The sequence below is a fragment of the Actinoplanes sp. NPDC051411 genome (assembly GCF_040682075.1).
Lineage (GTDB): Bacteria > Actinomycetota > Actinomycetes > Mycobacteriales > Micromonosporaceae > Actinoplanes.
Genome location: NZ_JBFBAD010000008.1, coordinates 44,258 through 62,540 on the forward strand (window position 1 = coordinate 44,258; position 18,283 = coordinate 62,540).

Sequence of the window (18,283 nt, forward strand, 5' to 3'; positions counted from 1 at the left end):
CAAGGGCAGGTCTCGCCACTTGTGTTTACGTGAACGTCACGCGGCGTAAAGCTCAGGGTTTCACCGGCCGAGGACGGCGAGCAGCCCGTCGGCGAAGGTGCGCCGCCAGTTGACGTAGTCGTGGGCGCCCGGGAATTCCGCGTAGCTCACCGCGTACCCCCGGGAAGCGAGAGTGTCGCGCATAGCGCGATTGACCTCGACCTGCGAGGGTGCCCCGCCCGGCCCGGGCAGGTGCTCGCGGCTGCCGACGTCGAGGTAGAAGCGCACGTCGCTCGCCGGCCGGCGAGCCACCTCGCGGATCAGCTCGCAGGGCTCGCCCTCGGCCGGCATCGGCCACCAGAAGCTCCCGGAATGTGAGATCGCGGCGCCGAAGAGATCCGGCGCCCGCAGGGCGACGTACGCGGCGACCAGCCCGCCCCGGCTCACCCCGGCGGCCAGGTTGCCGTGGTCGGCGCCGACCCGGAACGTGCGCCGGGCCCACGGCAGCAGCTCGCCGGCGACGAAGTCGGCGACCGGCGGGGTGGCGCTGAGCATCCGCTCGCGCTCCTCGGTGTGGCTGTTGACGAACAGGGCCGTAACCGGCGGGATTCGCCCGGCCGCGATCAGGTTGTCGAGCGTCGTGTGGAACCGCAGCACGTGCCGCGACTGGAAGCCGTCGAAGGCGACCAGCACCGGAAGGCCGTCCGGCGGCGTGCCGGCCGGAAGGTAGACGGTCAGCGGGCGCTCACCGCCGAGGGCCTCGCTGAACAGGCTGGTGTGCACCAGCCGGCCCGCGGTGACGCCGGGCTGAAGCGTGGTCCAGCGCTCGGCGGGCGCCTCCGGGCACTGAAGCACCGAGAGCCACTGGTCGTGGTCGTCCGGGTCGTCGGGGTCGCCCGGGAAGCGGAACGGCAGCCGGTTGAACTGGTCGAGATGACTCGGGCCGTGCGGGCCCGGGCCCGCCGGGAGGGTCTCGGCGCCGTCGTGGAAAAGGCAATAGACCGTACGCAGGTCGGACGGCAACACCTCCGAGCCGTACCAGAGATCGGTGCCCGGCACCCGGACCAGTGGGATGTCGAGACCCCACCAGACCCGGGTCGACGTCGCCTCGCCCCGCCACAGGAACGTGACCAGGACGTGGCCCGCGTCCCAGGGCTCGACCAGGGGGCTGCCGCGCTCGGCGACCTCCCGCCACAACTCGGCGATCGCGCCCGGTGAAGGGTCGTCGAGTAATCGGCCGATCCGGGGACTCCGGACCGCGCGGGACTCGATGTGTTGGACGGACAAGGCAGTGCACCCCCACCGAAGTCGGCCAGCGGGAGTGACCCTATCGTGACTACTACGGCATCGGTCAATGTCTCAGCGTGACGATTGCCCCTTCACTCAGGTCGCTCTCCCGAGGTAGGTGAGCGGTCCCGGATCCTTGACCTGCAGTTCGGTGAAGCCGACGCGGTCATAGAAGGCGCGCGCCTTCACGTTGACCGTCAACATGCCGAGATGCACCCTTCTCGCGCCGGCCCCGTTCGCCGCGGCGAGGAAGGCCTCCATCAGCCGGCGGCCGTGACCCTGGCGCTGGAAGCCGGGGACCAGGTTCATGTGGAGATGGGCGGGATAGTCGGCCAGCTCGGCGACCAGCATGTGCTCCGGGTGGTGGAGCAGCTGGAGCATGTCGCGGTCTTTCTCCCCCTGGGCGTCGTATTTGCCGGCCACCAACGGAACCCACTCGGTGGCGAAACGCCTGACGAACGCCGGGGTGTCCTTGGTGCCGACGATGTAGCCGACCGCCCGGCCGTGCCCGTCGTCGGCCACGAACGCCATGTCAGGTTCGAGGTGGGCGTAGGAGACGGCGAACAGGTCGCCCATCAGGTCGTCGCTGGAGTAGCGACCGCGGGCGTCCGCACCGGCGTCGGCGGTGCGGACACAGATGTCGTAAAGGGCGTCCCGGTCAACGGGACGGTAGGGGCGAATCTCGGGCACGCCCGGAACCTAACCGGTGGAAACGCTTCCACCGCAACCGCGTCAGGCGGCGAGAAACTGGGCGAAAGCCCGCGTGACCTCATCGAGGCCGACGTCTTCGGTCCGGCTCCCGTCGCCGCGCTCCAGCGTGTAGAGGCCGGGACGCGTGCACTCGACCCGCAGGTAGGAGCCGTCGGCCGCGGTGAGCAGCGCGAACGGATCGTCCACGGTCAGCTGGACCAGAATGTCGCCCACGTCATCGGGGTTCCGCACCGAATCCCCGAACACGGACGTGAACTCGAACCGCCACGGCGTGCCCCACGGCGTCCGCAGCTGGTCGGTCTGCGGGTCGAAGCAGACCAGCCCGTGCTCCTCGGCGACCCGCGCGGCCCAGACCGCGGTCTCGTCGCCGCGGCCCGCCACCATCGGAAAGTAGACCAGAGGGCCGCTGGCCTCGCTCATCAGCGGGGCGCTCGCCCAGGGGCTGTCGTGGAAGCCGGCCTCGGTGTCGATGTCGGGATAGCGGTCGAGCAGCGCGGTCACGTAGGCGGCGATGCGCGGAGTCGGGGTGACCGTCCCGCCCGCCCCGAGGTAACGCTCGTAGAGGACCTCGAACTCTTCGATCGCGGCATCGTCGTCGTCCGGGCGTGCGCCTTCCCAGACCGCCAGGTCATAAGACATGCGAGAGATCTTGGCCTACGCCTTGGTGCGGCCGCGTCCGGCCCGCACGGATTTCGGCTTCCCGGGGACGGACGCCGGCGGAGCCAAGCCCGGCCGGGCGACCCGAGGTGAGGCAAGTCCCAGGACTAGCTGGTCTGGGCGGGGTCGCGGGCGATCCAGCTGCGGATGAGCTCGGCGGCGAGCCAATGTCCGCGGGATTCGGCGTCGTGCAGGGGCGTTGTTCCGTCGGGGCCGCTTCGTTGAGGGTCTGCTCCACGGGCGACGAGGAACGCGGTCACGTCGACGTGCAGTGGGCCGCCGGTTTGCAGGTGCCCGTCGTGTTCGACGTCTATGGCGTGGCGGAGCAGGGTCCAGCCGTCGCCGTTGTCGTCCTCGACGTCGTGGCCGGCGTCAAGCAGATCCCGCAGCCGTGGCAGGTCCTCGAGCTCGACGGCTTGGTGGGCCGGCGTGATCGTCATGGCCTTCCTACTCGGTCGGGTGCTGGTCGCGATGGTGAGTGGCCGGCATTGGTGGGTGACGTAGTCGCGCAGGGTCGAGTAGGACACGCCGCTCATGCCGTGTTCGCGGATGAGTATGTCGTAGATGCTCTGAATGCTCAGCCGGCCTGCACCCGGGCGCTGATAACCCAGCCGCAGCCGTTGCAGTGATTTTGGAGGTCTCCACCAGCACCGTTTGTAGGTCAGTGCTGACACCACCCGGACCAGGAGGGCAGCCTAGTGTTGGTGGGAGTTGACACCACCTGGCGGGCGCGCAAGCGGAGCTCGTAGTGCAGGCCAAGTGGCGGGAGCATCCCAATCGGGACGCCCCCGAGCATGTCCGCGATCAGGCCGAACTGTGGGCGGGACACGCACGCACCGAACTGGAGTGGGCGAAGAGCCTGAGCAAACGACTGTCTGAGGGCGCCTACACCATGGCCGATGATCCGGGTTCGTGGCGAATGGTCCCGATCACCTCAAGATGCGCTTCTAATCAAACTTGACTAGATGTTTCCTTCTCGTATACTCGGCCAAGTAGTCAAACTTGGCTAGCCTCAACCAATCCGTTCGCAACACCGAGAGAAGGAATCGAACCCATGGGAAAGCTCGCGATCGAGACGAGAGGGTTGAGCGGAGGTGGGCGCGTGTCGGCGACGAAGCTCCTGGTGCTCGGTATCGTGCACCTCTCCGGCGGCGCGCATGGCTACCAGGTGCGGTCCGAACTGCAGAGCTGGGGTGCGGAGAGTTGGGCCAAGATCAAGCCCGGCTCGATTTATCACGCGCTGAAGAAGGCGGCGGCTGATGGCCTCCTCACCGAACACGCCGAGCCGGGCAACTCTGGGCCGGAGCGCGTTCTGTACCGCGCGACAGCTCGGGGACGTGACGAGATGGTCGAACTGGTCCGCGACGGTCTGCGGCGCACCCACGACGCGGACATGCTCAACGCGTCCATCGCCATGTTGCCCATGCTGACCAGGACAGATGCCATCGCGCAGGTTAACGAGCGGGTCGCGCGCCTGGAAGCGGAGCTCGTAGTGCAGGCCAAGTGGCGGGAGCACCCCAATCGGGACGCCCCCGAGCACGTCCGCGATCAGGCCGAACTGTGGGCGGGACACGCACGCACCGAACTGGAGTGGGCGAAGAGCCTGAGCAAACGACTGTCTGAGGGCGCCTACACCATGGCCGATGATCCGGGTTCGTGGCGAATGGTCCCCGATCACCTCAAGATGCGCGTCTAATCAATCTTGACTAGACGTTTCCTCCTCGTGCACTCTGGCCAAGTAGTCAAACTTGACTAGCTCAACCAATCCGTTCGCAACAACCGAGGGAAGGAATCGAACCCATGGGAAGGTTCGCGATCGAGACGAGAGGGTTGAAAAAGAGCTTCGGCAAGACCCACGCGGTCGCCGGCGTGGACCTGGCCGTGAGCGCCGGGGGCGTGTACGGCGTGCTCGGTCCGAACGGGGCGGGCAAAACCACCGCGATCCGCATACTGGCCACGCTCCTGCGCCCCGACGCCGGAGAGGCGCAAGTGCTCGGCTACGACGTCGTGCGTGACGCCCGGGCGGTGCGGAGCCGGGTGAGCCTCACCGGGCAGTTCGCGTCGGTCGACGAGGACCTCACCGGGGTGGAGAATCTGTTGCTGCTCGCCAGGCTGCTCGGCTACTCACGCCGCCGAGGCAGGGAGCGGGCGGCCGACCTGCTCGACGCGTTCGGCCTCGCCGATGCCGCCGACCGGCAAGTGAAGAAGTACTCCGGCGGGATGCGCCGGCGCATCGACATCGCGGCGAGCCTCGTCGTCACCCCCGAACTGATCTTCCTCGACGAGCCCACGACCGGGCTCGACCCGCGCAGCAGGAACCAGGTCTGGGAGATCGTCAGGGGCATGGTCGCCGAGGGCACCACCGTGTTGCTGACCACGCAGTACCTCGACGAGGCCGACCAGCTGGCCGACCGCATCGCGGTGATCGACCACGGGAAGGTCGTCGCCGAGGGCCCGAGCGGCCAGCTCAAGGCATCGGTCGGCGCCGGCTCGCTGCACGTACGGCTACGTGCGCCCGAGCAGCGGGCCGAGGCCGAACGGGTCCTCGCCGGCGTCCTCGAGGTGCCGGCCGAGCCGTCCGCCGACCCGGCCGCGCTGTCCGCGCGGATCTCCGACCCCGAGCGGGTCGCCCGTTCCCTCGCCGAGCTGTCCCGCAGCGGCATCGACGTCACCGAGTTCGCGCTCGGTCAGCCGAGCCTGGACGAGGTGTTCCTCACCCTGACCGGACACGCCGCCGAGGAGACACCCGAGGAGGATGCCGCATGAATGCCACGACCGCGGTGCAGGCGTCGGCGCCGGTCACTGAGGACGCGCTGCGCAGTGTGCTGTTGGCCGGCGAGCGGCCGTCTAGCCCCGGCCCGGTGCGCACCTCGTTGACATTCGGCTGGCGCGCGCTGCTGAAGATCAAACACATCCCGGAGCAGCTCGTCGACGTGACCATGTTCCCGATCATGTTCACGCTGATGTTCACCTACCTGTTCGGCGGCGCGCTCGCCGGGTCGACACAGGCGTACCTGCAATTCCTGCTGCCCGGCATCCTGGTGCAGGCGAACGTCATGATCACCATGAACACCGGTATAACGCTGAACACCGACATCCAGAAGGGGGTGTTCGACAGGTTCAGGGCGCTCCCGGTGTGGCGACCGTCGCCGCTGGTCGGCGCCCTGCTCGGCGATGTGATGCGCTACTCGATCGGGTCGGCGATCGTGATCACGCTCGGACTGGTCCTAGGGTTCCGGCCGGAGGGTGGCGCCGTCGGCGTGGTGCTCTCGGTGGTGCTGCTGCTGGTGTTCTCGTTCAGCCTGTCGTGGCTGTGGACGATGCTCAGCCTGATCCTGCGCACGCCGAACTCGGTGGCGGGGGTCAGCATGATGGTGATGTTCCCGCTGACGTTCGTGAGCAACATCTTCGTGGACCCGAAGACGATGCCCGGGTGGATGCAGGCGGTCGTCGAGGTCAACCCGATCACCCACCTGGCGACCGTGGTACGCGGCCTGATGCACGGCTCGGTGCCCGCCGGAGAAATCGGCTGGGTGCTCGTCTCGTCAGCGCTGCTCGTCGCGGTCTTCGGTCCCATCACCATGGTCCTCTACCGCAACAAGAAATAGATGCCGCTACCGCGAGCACCTGGTCGAAATCAGCTCCGACAACCCGGCCCACTCCGCCAACGCCATCACCGGTACCAGACCCGGACACGACAAGGAGAGCCGAATGAGCACCATCCCCAAGAACAACTCGGAAACCGTTGCGCACACGCCCGGGCGGCCGAGCAGCATCGGGGTCTGGATTCTGCAAGTCGTGTTGGCGGCGATAATCGCCGGCGGCGGAATCTCGAAGCTCGCCGGCGACCCGGTCATGGTGGACATGTTCGCCGACATCGGGGCTGGCCAGTGGCTCCGGTACCTGGTCGGAGCGCTGGAGGTCGCGGGAGGGGTTGGACTTCTGATCCCGGCTCTGGCGGGCCTGGCCAGTCTCGGGTTGGCGGCATTGCTGACCGGTGCTGTCATCACCGATCAGTTCGTGCTCGAGCAGAGCCCTTGGCTGCCGCTCGCCTTACTCGTCGTGGCGGCCGTGATCGCAAGGACGCGGTGGTCGCGCACCGAGGCCGTCGTCGGCACGCTGCTCAGGCGCTGAGACAAACCTCTCGAACGGAGATGTGAGATGAACGAGATGGCCTTTCGCGTGACATCAAACGATGGCACCACCATCGCCTACGACAGGGAGGGAAGCGGTCCGGCCGTCATTCTGGTGGGCGGAGCACTCGACGACGGAGCCGAGAACGCTCCCTTGGCGCCGGCTCTCGCCGAGCACTTCACGGTCTACAACTATGCCCGTCGGGGACGCGGCGCGAGCGGCTTCACCGAGCCGTACGCCGTGGAAAGGGAGATCGAGGACCTGGATGCGTTGATCGCGGAGGCGGGCGGCTCGGCACACCTGTTCGGGGCGTCCTCAGGCGGCGCGCTGGCGCTGGAAGCCGCCGCGGCCGGGTCAGCCATCGACACGATCGCCGTCTGGGAGGTGCCCTACGCGGTCGGGGACGACATACGCCCGCGATTCGAGGAGTACATCGCAGACACCCGACGCGCCTTCGACGCCGGGCGAGACGAGGAGGTTCTCGAACTGTTCATGCGCATGACCGGCGCCTCCGACGACAACATCGCGGCCAGGAAAGCGGCAGGCAAGCAGACGGCGCATTGGGCGCATTCGGTCGCCCTCGCGCCCACGCTGGTCCACGACAGCGTCCTCCTCAACCGCTACCAATTGCCGGCCGATCGACTGGCAACGGTCACCCAACCGGTCCTGGTCACCACCGGAGGCCCGATCACGGTCCCTTATATGGCAGGCCTGCCCTCGGACTTCTTCGACCGCGCAGCCGACGAGCTTGCAGACCAATTACCCCACGCTCAACGAGAGACCCTCGAGGGGCCGGATCACGTCGTCGACCCACAGACCGTCGGCCCGCTGTTGCTACGGTTCTTCAGCACCGAACACTGAGGGGCCCGCGAGGTGTTGCGGGAATACCGACTAGGCACCGCGCAAGCAGATCTTCGTCGCGCCAGGGACACGGGGCGAACAGGCGGTGTCGAGGTTGATGTCGTCGGCGGCATCACAGGCCTGATCCTGGGCGTGCTCGTCACCAACGTCTTCGTCACCACGCAAGGCCGGGCCGTCGTACTGACCTGGGCCTCAGTGGGACTCGACCTGGCCTACTCGCTGCTCATCGGCTCCGTCGTCGGTCGTACCCCGCACTCCGGGCCGACTCAGTACCGCCCACCGAAGCCCTGCGCAGCACATGACCAGGCACCTCGGTAGGGCCAGTCATTCCGGGCTGTGGTCGCATGCGGTCACCGTTCCCAGGCGGTGGCCCGGTGCCGAAAGTCGTGCCCACGGCGTGCTCACGTCAGGAGTGCCACCGATGACGCAGCCGCGTTCCCGGGTCGACCTGTACGCGGCGATCCGACGGGATGCCCGATCTGGGATGTCCAACCGCGCGCTGCAGCGCAAGCACGGCGTCGGCTTCCGAACCGTGACAGCGGCGCTGGAATCTGCATGGCCGAAGGAGAGAAAGCAACCGCCCAAACGCGGCTCACGGCTTGACGCGTACCGAGTGGTGATCGACGACTGGCTGCGCTCGGACCTCGACGCGCCGCGGAAGCAGCGACACACGGCGAAGCGGATCTTCGATCGACTGCTTGACGAACATGACGGGGCCGGGGTGGTGTCGTACTGGATGGTCCGCGAGTACGTCGCCACCCGACGCCGCGAGATTCGCGTCGAGGTCGGACGGGAACCTGCCAACGCGTTCATCCCGCAAGAGCACCTCCCGGGCCGCGAAGCCGAGGTTGACTTCGGCGACGTCGCCATCCGCCTGCGCGGCGAGCTCGTAACCTGCGCGCTGTTCAGCCTTCGGCTCTCCTACTCGGGCAAGGCCGTGCACAGGGTCAGTGCCTCGGCTGGGCAGGAAGCCTTCTTCGAGGGTCACGTCCACGCCTTCAACGTGCTCGGCGGGGTGCCGACCGGGAAGATCCGCTACGACAACCTCAAGGCCGCCGTCGCGAGCGTGATCGGGTTCTCCCGCCAGCGGGTCGAGGCCGACAGGTGGACCGCCGTCCGTTCCCACTACGGCATCGAAGCCTTCTATTGCCAGCCCGGAATCCAAGGTGCGCACGAGAAAGGCTGCGTCGAGGGGCAGATCGGCTGGTTCCGACGCAACCACCTCGTCCCCATCCCAGAAGTCGACTCCCTCGCCGAGCTCAACGCTATGGTCGACGCCTGGGACGAAGCCGACGACGCCCGGCGGATCGGGTCCCGCGCCCGCACGGTCGGGGAACACTTCGCCACCGAGCAGCCACTCCTCGCGCCCCTTCCGACCGAGCCGTTCGAGACCGGCCGCTGGTTCACCCCGCGCGTGGACCGGTACGCCCAGGTCACGGTCCGGATGAACAAGTACTCCGTGCCCGCGCGCATGGTCGGCCGTCAAGCCCGGGTGCTCCTGAACGCCAGCGACCTGGTCGTGTTCGACGGCAGGACCGAGATCGCCCGCCACGAACGGCTCATGACCAAGGGCTCGACCCGGGTCGACCTGGACCACTATCTCGAGGCCCTCCTCCGCAAACCGGGCGCGCTACCCGGTGCGAAAGCGCTGGAGCAGGCCAGGGCATCCGGGCGGTTCACGCCCGTTCACGACGCCTGGTGGGCCGCGGCCTGCAAGGCCCACGGTGACGCCGACGGCACCCGTGCCCTCATTGAGGTCCTGATGATGCACCGGCACCTTCCACACGACCACGTCGTCGCCGGACTCGCGACGGCGCTGCGTGCAGGCGCGCTCACCGCGGACGCTGTCGCGTTGGAAGCGCGCAAGTACAACGACACAGCAGATGGCGGAGCCGACGACACGACAGCGGACCACCAGTCCCTGATGAGCGGCGACAGGGCACGCGGAGAAGGCGAGATCCCTGCCGTGCGATCGCTGACCGAGCGCCGGCTCCGCGCCCACATCCCGGCCGACACTCGGCCGCTGCCGAGCCCGGAGAAGTACGACCAGCTGTTGGGCCAGCCGACGTGACACCCCGAACGAAGGAGCCGCACCGTGACCACCAAGCGCCGTGGAATGACCGAAGAAGCAGCCGACGCCGCGATCGACCAAGCGTGCCGGATGCTGCGAATGCCCACCATCCGCAACTCCTTCACCAACTACGCCGACCGGGCAGGGCGTGAGCAGATGTCTTACCGCGGGTTCCTCGCCGAACTATTGCTTGCCGAGTGCGACGATCGCGCCCGACGCCGCGCCGAACGCCGGATCAAGGCCGCCAAGTTCTCCCGCGAGAAGTCCCTGCGGGCCTTCGACTTCGACGCCAACCCCAACATCGATCCCGCCGTGATCCACACCCTCGCCAAGTGCGAATGGGTCCAGAAGGGACAGCCGCTGTGTCTGATCGGGGACTCCGGCACCGGCAAGTCCCATCTGCTGATCGCACTCGGCACCGAGGCCGCCATGGCCGGCTACCGGGTCAAGTACACCCTGGCGACCCAGCTTGCCAACGAGCTCGTCGAGGCCGCCGACGAGATGACGCTGGCGAAGACCATCGCCCGCTACGGCCGCGTCGACCTGATGTGCATCGACGAACTCGGCTACATGCAACTCGACCGCCGCGGCGCGGAACTCCTCTTCCAGGTCCTCACCGAGCGTTAGGAGAAGGCCTCGGTCGCGATCGCGTCCAATGAGTCCTTCGGCGGCTGGACCAAGACCTTCACCGACCCCCGGCTATGCGCAGCCATCGTCGACCGACTCACCTTCGGCGGCACCATCCTCGAGACCAGCACCGACTCCTACCGTCTGGCCCAAGCCACAAAACAGCGGACAACCTGACACCCGTCGGGCGCGGAAGCGGTGTCGACGCAAACCAACATCCGCGACACCGACACGTGCCCGGCGGTCTCAGAACTCGCCAATAAGCGGTGTCGGACGAAACCTCCGCAGCCATTGCAGCGACGCCAGCCCCGACCAGCCGGCCCTCCGCCCGCAGCCGCGCGACCTTCGCCAGCTCACGCTGCGGCAGCGTGGTCGTCGCCGGCTCGGCGCTACCGTCCGAGCGGAGGCCGGACAACAGCTCGACGATGGGGGATTCCCACCACAACGCGTTCTCACGGACCGCTTCCGGCAAAGTCTCCAGCATTCCCGAGGCGGGCAGCGGTGCATGATTCTCCGAGGCCAGCACGAAGACCGGATCTGCCACCAGTTCGGCCGCCCGGACCTGAGTCACGACGCCGGTGACATCCGCCAAGCCCACGGCGGTAGCCCACCCACCCGCCGATATCCCCATCCGACCGACGCACATGCCTGCGCCGACACCGCGAACCTGGCCGCATCATCCGGCTCGATCCGGTCATCAGGGCGCACGTCAACGACCACACCCGAGCCGTCGCTCAACCGTACGAAGTAGTCCGGAGCGTGCCGAACCCGACGCCGCCCGGCCGACCAGCTCAACCAGAACGGCTGCGACGCGACGGCGACAACCAGGCCCGAGTTAGCTGCGCATGCCCCGGCGCGACGAGAACGACCGGACCGGCCGGCAGTGCTCGAACGGCTGGTTCCAGCACGAGGCCAGCGACCCCTGCGACGCCGACCCGCCCTGATCGACGAACGCGACCTCGAACTCAGCCGCAGTTCGATCCAGACCGTACGAACCCGCCAAACTCCGGCACAGCAGCAGACACCCGATCGTGCCTCACCTACCCGGCAGAACCACCCGGAAGCCTTGGACGAGGCTGTGGCCGTGGCGCCGCGGGGCACCGCCGGACTTCGCCACTGCCGGCTCGGACGGCAGTCCCGCCCGGTGTCCAGGATCGGGTCTTTGACGATTCCTTTGCGGTACGAGGTTGGCATGAACGACACGCCGGTGCGGCTGACATTTTCCCACTCGAATGCGGGAAAATGGCTTATGGCGCAGCTCGAGTTCTTTCCCCGGTCGCAACTGGCATCGTGGCGGGACCGGAGCGCGTCGCGCAATTATTCACCTGAGCGTGACCGTTTCGCCGGGAGCATGAGCGGCACCGTGAATGGGGTCTGCGGCAACGTCATGGCCGCCGAGCGATGAACCTGCGTCTGTACGGCGACGCCGCCGCACCGACTGACCGCGCCAGCAGTCGCCTGCCATCCGAGCCGGCGCCCCCGATGGCCGGACCGGCCGACGTCGAGCGGCCTCCGGCTCAGGCTCCGAGCGGAAACGTCGTCTCTGGTCGCAGACTCGCCTGCGGCCCCGGCCGAGAGGACAGCGAGGCCGACCCGGCCGAACAGACCACCAGCGTGCCCGCCGACCAGAACCTGTCTGCCAACCAGGCCATACATGCTGGCCGAGCTGTCTCTGCTGGCCGAGCTGTCTCTGCGGGCCGAGCTGTCTCTGCGGGCCGAGCTGTCTCTGCGGGCCGAGCTGTCTCTGCGGGCCGAGCTGTCTCTGCGGGCCAAGTGGCCTCCGCGGGCCAAGCCGCCTCCGCCGGCCGGGACAAACCGGCCGACCGGTCCGTGTCTGCCGGCCGGGACAAACCGGCCGACCGGTCCGCGTCTGCTGGTCCGGACGAACCTGCTGGTCAAGCTGCATCCGCTGGCCAAGCCGGCCCGGCTGATCGGATCAGACGCTGCGAGCGGGCGGATGGCGCAGTGCCCGACCGAGCCGGTCAGGCCGACACGGCCGGCCGCCCGGGGCGGGCGGGCTGCGCAGCGCCTCGGTCAGATGGCTCCGCCGATCCGGCCGTCCCCGCCGATCGGGCCGCGCCCCACCGGACAGGTCAGGCAGGTCCTCCGGCCGGCCATGTCGACTCGGCCGAGTGATCCCGCCGGCGCCGACCGGCGGCCGGGCGCCACCCGACGCTTCGAGAGCACCGCGCGCTTCGGAAACGATCGGGATCACTCGCGGCGGGATCAGGCGGCGGACCCGATCGCAATGATTGTCGAATGTTCGGCGCTGCGTCTCGGAAAGCGTCGCGATAATGGGTTTGCGTCTGGTCGGAATACTTATATTCGCTATCAAGGGTTCCTGTTGGCCGGCGGTTCATCGACCTCGGACTCGCCGTCGCCTTGTGCGTCGACCCGAAATTGCAGGTCGTTGAGCGAATGGATTCGCGTTGCTGCGGGACGGGAACCTGAGCTTTCGGTCCTAGCCGGAGCGGTGGCGGCCGAGGCGGTCGGTTCGGCGGTCCGGGTCCGGGTCGGGGGTGGGGTGGCGGGCGCCGGGGACGGCGGCCGAGGTCGGGGCTTCGGCGGCGCGCTGGGTCCACGGGGGTGGGGTCGTCGGGCGGGTGCCCACGCTGAAGTCGTGCATCGGCACGTAGACGCGGGCGTCGACCGCCTCGGCCAGCAGCAGGGCCGCTACCAGGGCGGTCGGGCGTTCGGCCGGGTCGCGGTTGAGGCAGCGGGAGCACAGGTCGAGGACCTCGGGTGGCAGGCCGCCGATGTCGGGCAGGGGCTCGGGGTCGTCGTAGCGTTGCCGCCTCACCAGCTCGGTCGGGTTGGCCGCCGTCCACGGGAGGCGGCCGGACAGGCAGTGGTAGAGCAGGGTGCCGAGGGCGAACATGTCGGCCGCCGGGGTGGCCGGGTCGCCGTCGAAGCGTTCCGGGGCCACGTAGGCCGGGGTGCCCATGACCGGGCCGTCGGGGTCCGGGTCGGGTTCGCCGACCGAGGCGGCGATGCCGAAATCGAGGACTTTGGCGCCGCTCGGGGTGAGCATCACGTTGGCCGGCTTGATGTCGCGGTGGACCAGTTGCTCGGCGTGGGCCGCCGCCAGCGCGGCGGCGACTTCCGCACATATCCGTACGCCGATGTGCCAGTCCAGTGGGCCGGCGGCCATGTGCTCGCCGAGTGTGTGGCCCTCGACCAGTTCCATCACGATGTACGGCACCTCGGCGCCGTCGGTTGTGGAGGTGCCGAAGTCGTGGACGCCGGCGACGTTGGGATGGGCCAGGCGGCGGCGGAACGGGCTTCCGTGCGTACGGAATCGACGCCGGAGGGGCCGCCCGGGGTGACCGCCGCGGCGGGCCCCAGAATTTTGACCGCGACGGCCCGGTCGAGGACTTCGTCGTGGCCGGACCAGACCTCGGACATGCCGCCGACGCCGATCCGCCGCACGAGCTGGTAGCGCCCGCCGAGCGTTCGCATATCCGACCTCCCAGCGTGTTCCGGCGCAGATGGTCGGTACCCGGCGGGAACATCGGCAAACCACGAGTCACCTGTATGGCGGTACTGTATCGCGATACAGCCGGGAGGACTGATGACGAGATACGGCCCGATGTACGGCCCCGACTACACGTTTCTCGGGGTGCCGGCCTGTGACTGGCAGGAGCCCTCGTCGTACGCCGGCGCGGAGGTGGTCATCGTCGGGGCGCCGTTCGACGGCGGCACGTCGCACCGGCCGGGGGCCCGCTTCGGCCCGCAGGTCATCCGGGGCACCGACTACCTGCCGCACGACGGGTCGCGGCCGCACCTGGCCATGCGGGTCGACGCCCTGACCGGGGTCGTCGACGCCGGCGACCTCGAGGTCTATTCGGGGGAGATCGAGCGCAGCTGCCGCACCATCGAGGACGCCGTCGCCTTCATCGCGACGAACGGGGCGATTCCGCTGGTGCTCGGCGGCGACCACACGGTGACCTGGCCGGACGTCACCGGGGTGTCGCGGCACCACGGCGCCGGGCGGATCAGCGTGATCCACTTCGACGCGCACGCCGACACCGGGGACATCGAGTTCGGGTCGCTCTACGGCCACGGGCAGCCGATGCGCCGGCTCATCGAGTCGGGTGCGGTCCGGGGCGACCGGTTCCTGCAGATCGGGCTGCGCGGCTACTGGCCGGGGCCGGACGTGCTCGACTGGATGGCCGGCCAGGGCATGAACTCGTTCCACATGAGTGAGATCGTCGAGCGCGGGCTGGACGCGGTGCTCGACCAGGCGTTCGCGATCGCCCTCGACGACTGCGACGGTGTCTTCCTCTCGGTCGACATCGACGTCTGCGACCCGGGGCACGCGCCCGGCACCGGCACGCCCGAGCCGGGCGGGCTGACCGCGCGGCAGCTGCTCGACAGCGTTTCCCGCATCTGCCACGAGCTGCCGGTGGTCGGCATGGACATCGTCGAGGTGTCGCCGCCGTTCGACCACGCCGAGATCACCGCGATGCTCGGCAACCGGGTGGTGCTGGAGGCGTTGTCGGGGATGGCCCGGCGGCGGCTGGACGGGGACGGGCCGCGGTGGAAGCGGTCGACGCCGCTGCCGGAGGGCCGGGGAAAGTAGCGTCAGCCGGCCGGGGCTTTCCCGAGGAGCCTCGACAGGGCGTCGGTCAGCAGGTCGCCCGGGATCTGCGGGTCGCCGAGCGCGACCGGCAGCGCCAGGCCGTCGATCAGGGCGAGGAGCTGCCGGGCCGTGTCGAGCGACGAGCGGGACAGGTCGAACCGGCCGGCCCGCCGCCCCGCCTCGATCTCGGCGGCGATCAGCTTGTGCCAGCGGGCGTAGTCGCCGAGCACGTCGGCCCGGACCTCGGGATCGCGCAGGGCCCACCGCCACGACTCGACCCACACCCGCCAGCCGGTGTCGCCGCTGAGATGGGCGGCGATCGTGACCAGCCGCTCCCACGGGTCGCTCCGGTCGGCCAGGCGGGCCTCGATCGCGTCGAAGTCGGCCTGGGCGGCGTGCCGGAACACCGCGATCAGCATGTCCTCGCGGCTGCCGAAATAGTATTGGAGCGTCGAGACGCCGACCCCGGTGGCCGCGGTGACATCGGCGAACCGGGTCGCCTCGGCTCCCCGGGCGGCCACCACCGCCCCGGCGGCGGCGAGCACGTCGGCGCGCTTACGCGCCGCCCGCCGCCTCGCTTCGCTCACGGCAAATGTCTATCACGCGACCAACGCCTCACCGCGATACAGCAGCGACCGTACGCGGGCGAGCAGCTCGGGCGGGCTGAACGGCTTGACCAGGTAGTCGTCGGCCCCGACGGTACGGCCGAGGTCGATGTCGACCTGCCGGTCGCGACCGCTGAGCATCAGCACCGGGATCTGCGCCGTCAGGGCCGACGAGTGCAGCTCGTAGCAGACGCTCAGCCCGTCCAGCACCGGCATGACGACGTCGAGGATCACCATGTCGGGCTGCACGGTGTGCACCAGGTCGAGGGCGGTGCTGCCGTCGCCCGTGGTGATCGCGCGGAAGCCGGCGGTCTCCAGCTTGAACGCGATCAGATCGCGGATGCTCTCGTCGTCCTCCGCGACCACGATGGTGGGCTCGGTGAGGCCGGCGGTCCAGTCGGCGATGGCGGCGTACGGCAGGGTGTGCAGTGCTGCGGCCACGAGGGTTCTCCAGACGTCAAGGGTTGACGGAGCAGAGCATCGGCCGCCGTCGCGCCCGGTCGAGGGCATCCCGGGTTGCACAACGGGTGCGAAACTGAACCGCGTGACCTCCCCGCAGCGCCCGGACCGGCCCGGGCTGACCGATGTCGCCCGGCGGGCCGGTGTCTCGGTGGCGACCGCGTCCCGGGCGTTGTCGGGGGCCGGGCCGGTTTCGGCGGCGGCGCGGCGCGAGGTGCTCGCCGCGGCCGGAGAGCTCGGCTATCGCCCGCACCCGGTCGCCCGCAGCCTGGCCCGGGGCGGCGGCACGCGCATCGTGCTGGCGTTCCGGGACGCGCGGGCGTCGATCCTCGAGGACCCGTTCGTGGCCCGGGCGACGGCCGCCGTGGCCACGGTCGCCGACACGTGCGGGCTCGGCGTGAGCCTGCGCCGCCTGCCGCTCGACGGCCGGGCCGCGCTCGACGAGCTGGCGGCCGACCGTGGGGTGGCCGCGGTCGTGCTGGCCGGCCACGACCGTTCGGCCCTGCCGGCGGCGTTGCACGGGCGCGTCGCGACGATCGGTGCCGCCGTTCCCGGGGTCGCCCGCGCCGACGTCGACAGCGCGGCCGGTGTCGGTGCCCTGGCCGGCCATCTGTACGCGACCGGGCGGCGCCGGATCGCGCTGGTCCGCGGCCCGCGGTGGCTGGCCGCGGCGCGGGCGCCGCTCGACGCGTACGTCTCGGTGATGCGGGCCGCCGGCCTGCCGGCCCGCATCGTGCCCGGCGACTTCACCGCCCGGCGGGGCCGCGCCGCGGCCTCGGAGATCCTGCGCCGCTGGCCGGACACCGACGCGATCGTCGCGGTGACCGACGCGACCGCCCTTGGCGTACTTCAGTTCCTGGCCGCCCGGGGCGTGCGGGTTCCGGCCGACATCGCCCTGACCGGCTTCGACGACATCCCGCTGGCCGCCGCCGTCTGTCCGGCCCTGTCGACCGCCACCCACCCGGTCGAGGAGGTCGCCGCCGCGGCCGCCCGGGCCGCGTTGTCCGGCCGGGCCGACGACTCGGTCTTCCCCAGCCGGCCGGTGCTCCGGGAATCGGCCTAGTCGTCGAGGGCCTGGTAGACCGTCGTCCAGAAGTCGTGCATGACGTGCATCGGGTCGGGGACCGAGGCGCCGACCTGGGTCAGCAGGATGCCGACCAGGTCGTTCGACGGGTCGGCGTACGTCGAGGTGCCGCTGCCGCCGTCCCAGCCGAACTGGCCGATCGGGGCGTAGTCGCCGCGGTACGTGCGGACCGCCATCCCGAAACCCCACCCGCCGTGCTGGCCCTGGCCGTGCGAGAGGTGGACGTTGTCGCGGGCCATCGCGTCGCGGGCCGCCTGCTGCTCGGGGGCGAGGCGGTTGGTGGTCATCAGTTCGACCGCCGGGCGGGACAGGATCCGCTCGCCGCCGTGCCGCCCGTGGTGGAGCAGCATGCGGAAATAGGCGTGGTAGTCGTCGGCGGTCGAGACCAGCCCGCCGCCCCCGCCGGGGAACGCCGGGGGCGCACTCCACCGGCCGCCGGCCGCCTCGTCCCAGACGTGGAACTCGCCGCTCGACGGGTCGGGGGCGTAGAGGGCCGGCAGCCGGGCGATCTGGTCGTCGGGCACGTGGAAGCCGGTGTCCGTCATGCCCAGCGGGCCGAAGACGCGCTCGTGCAGCAACGACGGGAACGACTGGCCGCTGACCCGGGCGACCAGCACGCCGAGCAGGTCGCTGGCCAGCTGGTATTGCCAGCGCTGCCCGGGCTGGTGCATCAGCGGCAGCTCGCCGAGCCGGCGCATCCACTCGTCCGGTGCCGGCATCGGCTCGGGCAGGTTGGGGGTGAGCCCGCGCTCGAAGACCGCGTTCATGATCGGGGTGCCGAGCGACGTCATGTCCATGCCGACCCCGAAGGTCGAGCTCAGCACGTCCCGTACGGTGATCGGGCGGCGGGCCGGGACGGTGTCGTCGAGCGGGGCGTCGATTCGGGTGAGAACCCGCCGGTCGGCGAGCTCGGGCAGCCACGGGTCGACCGGGTCGTCCAGCCGCAGCCGGCACTCGTCGAGCAGCACCATCGCCGCGGCGACGGACACCGGCTTGGACGTCGAGGCCATCCGGAAGATCGTGTCCCGGCGCATCGGGGGCCCGCCGTCGTGGCGCATGGTTCCGATCGTCTCGACATGTGTCTCCTCGCCCCGGCCGATCAGTGCGACCAGCCCTGGGATCCGCCCGGTTTCGACATGCCGGTTCAGCACGTCATGGATCTTGCGCAACCCGGCCGCGGAGAAACCACCCATGATTCCATCCCCGTTCTCGACGTTCGGCAATTC

At 69.6% G+C, this 18,283-nt stretch carries 16 protein-coding genes and 2 pseudogenes; 10 read left to right on the plus strand and 8 right to left on the minus strand.

Features of this window, described 5'->3' with window-relative positions; all coding sequences use genetic code 11:
* Positions 1 to 60: 60 nt before the first annotated feature.
* The 4 genes from AB0M88_RS06445 to AB0M88_RS06460 form a co-directional block, all read right to left on the minus strand.
* Positions 61 to 1,266 carry an alpha/beta hydrolase-fold protein gene (locus AB0M88_RS06445; protein WP_364096299.1) on the minus strand — a complete coding sequence of 402 codons (1,206 nt, stop codon included), beginning with the start codon at positions 1,264 to 1,266 and terminating at the stop codon, positions 61 to 63.
* A gap of 96 nt (positions 1,267 to 1,362) precedes the next feature.
* Positions 1,363 to 1,956, minus strand: a complete 594-nt coding sequence (locus tag AB0M88_RS06450) for a GNAT family N-acetyltransferase (RefSeq protein ID WP_364096302.1) — start codon at positions 1,954 to 1,956, stop codon at positions 1,363 to 1,365.
* A 42-nt stretch (positions 1,957 to 1,998) separates the two neighbouring features.
* Positions 1,999 to 2,616 (minus strand): hypothetical protein, encoded by a 618-nt coding sequence (locus AB0M88_RS06455; protein WP_364096305.1) that lies wholly within the window; start codon positions 2,614 to 2,616, stop codon positions 1,999 to 2,001.
* A gap of 125 nt (positions 2,617 to 2,741) precedes the next feature.
* On the minus strand, positions 2,742 to 3,170 hold the full coding sequence (locus tag AB0M88_RS06460) for an ankyrin repeat domain-containing protein (protein WP_364096308.1): 429 nt from the start codon (positions 3,168 to 3,170) through the stop codon (positions 2,742 to 2,744).
* Between the two features lie 518 nt (positions 3,171 to 3,688).
* On the opposite strand from AB0M88_RS06460, the gene AB0M88_RS06465 reads away from it, so the two are divergent.
* The 8 genes and pseudogenes from AB0M88_RS06465 to AB0M88_RS06500 all read left to right on the plus strand — a co-directional run bounded on the left by AB0M88_RS06465 (position 3,689) and on the right by AB0M88_RS06500 (position 11,732).
* On the plus strand, positions 3,689 to 4,330 hold the full coding sequence (locus AB0M88_RS06465; RefSeq protein WP_364096310.1) for a PadR family transcriptional regulator: 642 nt from the start codon (positions 3,689 to 3,691) through the stop codon (positions 4,328 to 4,330).
* A 104-nt stretch (positions 4,331 to 4,434) separates the two neighbouring features.
* Complete coding sequence (locus AB0M88_RS06470) at positions 4,435 to 5,400, plus strand: ATP-binding cassette domain-containing protein (RefSeq protein ID WP_364096313.1); 966 nt, start codon at positions 4,435 to 4,437, stop codon at positions 5,398 to 5,400.
* Complete coding sequence (locus AB0M88_RS06475) at positions 5,397 to 6,242, plus strand: ABC transporter permease (RefSeq protein ID WP_364096316.1); 846 nt, start codon at positions 5,397 to 5,399, stop codon at positions 6,240 to 6,242. Before AB0M88_RS06470 ends, AB0M88_RS06475 begins: the two co-directional genes overlap by 4 nt.
* Before the next feature lie 103 nt (positions 6,243 to 6,345).
* Complete coding sequence (locus tag AB0M88_RS06480) at positions 6,346 to 6,768, plus strand: DoxX family protein (protein WP_364096319.1); 423 nt, start codon at positions 6,346 to 6,348, stop codon at positions 6,766 to 6,768.
* Between the two features lie 27 nt (positions 6,769 to 6,795).
* Positions 6,796 to 7,629 carry an alpha/beta fold hydrolase gene (locus AB0M88_RS06485; RefSeq protein WP_364096321.1) on the plus strand — a complete coding sequence of 278 codons (834 nt, stop codon included), beginning with the start codon at positions 6,796 to 6,798 and terminating at the stop codon, positions 7,627 to 7,629.
* Positions 7,630 to 8,050: 421 nt separating this feature from the next.
* Positions 8,051 to 9,700, plus strand: a complete 1,650-nt coding sequence (gene istA / locus AB0M88_RS06490; protein ID WP_364096324.1) for an IS21 family transposase — start codon at positions 8,051 to 8,053, stop codon at positions 9,698 to 9,700.
* Positions 9,701 to 9,790: 90 nt separating this feature from the next.
* Positions 9,791 to 10,504 (plus strand): annotated as a pseudogene (istB, locus tag AB0M88_RS06495) (IS21-like element helper ATPase IstB).
* Between the two features lie 1,015 nt (positions 10,505 to 11,519).
* Positions 11,520 to 11,732, plus strand: a complete 213-nt coding sequence (locus AB0M88_RS06500; RefSeq protein WP_364096326.1) for a hypothetical protein — start codon at positions 11,520 to 11,522, stop codon at positions 11,730 to 11,732.
* Between the two features lie 1,056 nt (positions 11,733 to 12,788).
* Here AB0M88_RS06500 and AB0M88_RS06505 read toward each other — a convergent pair.
* Positions 12,789 to 13,786, minus strand: a pseudogene (locus AB0M88_RS06505) (serine/threonine-protein kinase).
* Positions 13,787 to 13,898: 112 nt separating this feature from the next.
* Between AB0M88_RS06505 and speB the strand changes: the two are divergent.
* Complete coding sequence (gene speB, locus AB0M88_RS06510) at positions 13,899 to 14,909, plus strand: agmatinase (protein WP_364096329.1); 1,011 nt, start codon at positions 13,899 to 13,901, stop codon at positions 14,907 to 14,909.
* Between the two features lie 2 nt (positions 14,910 to 14,911).
* Here speB and AB0M88_RS06515 read toward each other — a convergent pair whose 3' ends face one another.
* On the minus strand, positions 14,912 to 15,496 hold the full coding sequence (locus tag AB0M88_RS06515) for a TetR family transcriptional regulator C-terminal domain-containing protein (RefSeq protein ID WP_364096332.1): 585 nt from the start codon (positions 15,494 to 15,496) through the stop codon (positions 14,912 to 14,914).
* Positions 15,497 to 15,508: 12 nt separating this feature from the next.
* Complete coding sequence (locus AB0M88_RS06520; RefSeq protein WP_364096335.1) at positions 15,509 to 15,955, minus strand: response regulator; 447 nt, start codon at positions 15,953 to 15,955, stop codon at positions 15,509 to 15,511.
* A gap of 103 nt (positions 15,956 to 16,058) precedes the next feature.
* Between AB0M88_RS06520 and AB0M88_RS06525 the strand changes: the two genes are divergently transcribed.
* Entirely contained in the window at positions 16,059 to 17,036 is a 978-nt protein-coding gene (locus tag AB0M88_RS06525) for a LacI family DNA-binding transcriptional regulator (RefSeq protein WP_364096338.1), read from the plus strand.
* On the opposite strand, the gene AB0M88_RS06530 is transcribed toward AB0M88_RS06525, so the two are convergent.
* Entirely contained in the window at positions 17,033 to 18,250 is a 1,218-nt protein-coding gene (locus tag AB0M88_RS06530; protein ID WP_364096341.1) for a serine hydrolase domain-containing protein, read from the minus strand. The two genes, AB0M88_RS06525 and AB0M88_RS06530, sit on opposite strands and share 4 nt — an antisense overlap.
* Between the last annotated feature and the right edge of the window lie 33 nt (positions 18,251 to 18,283).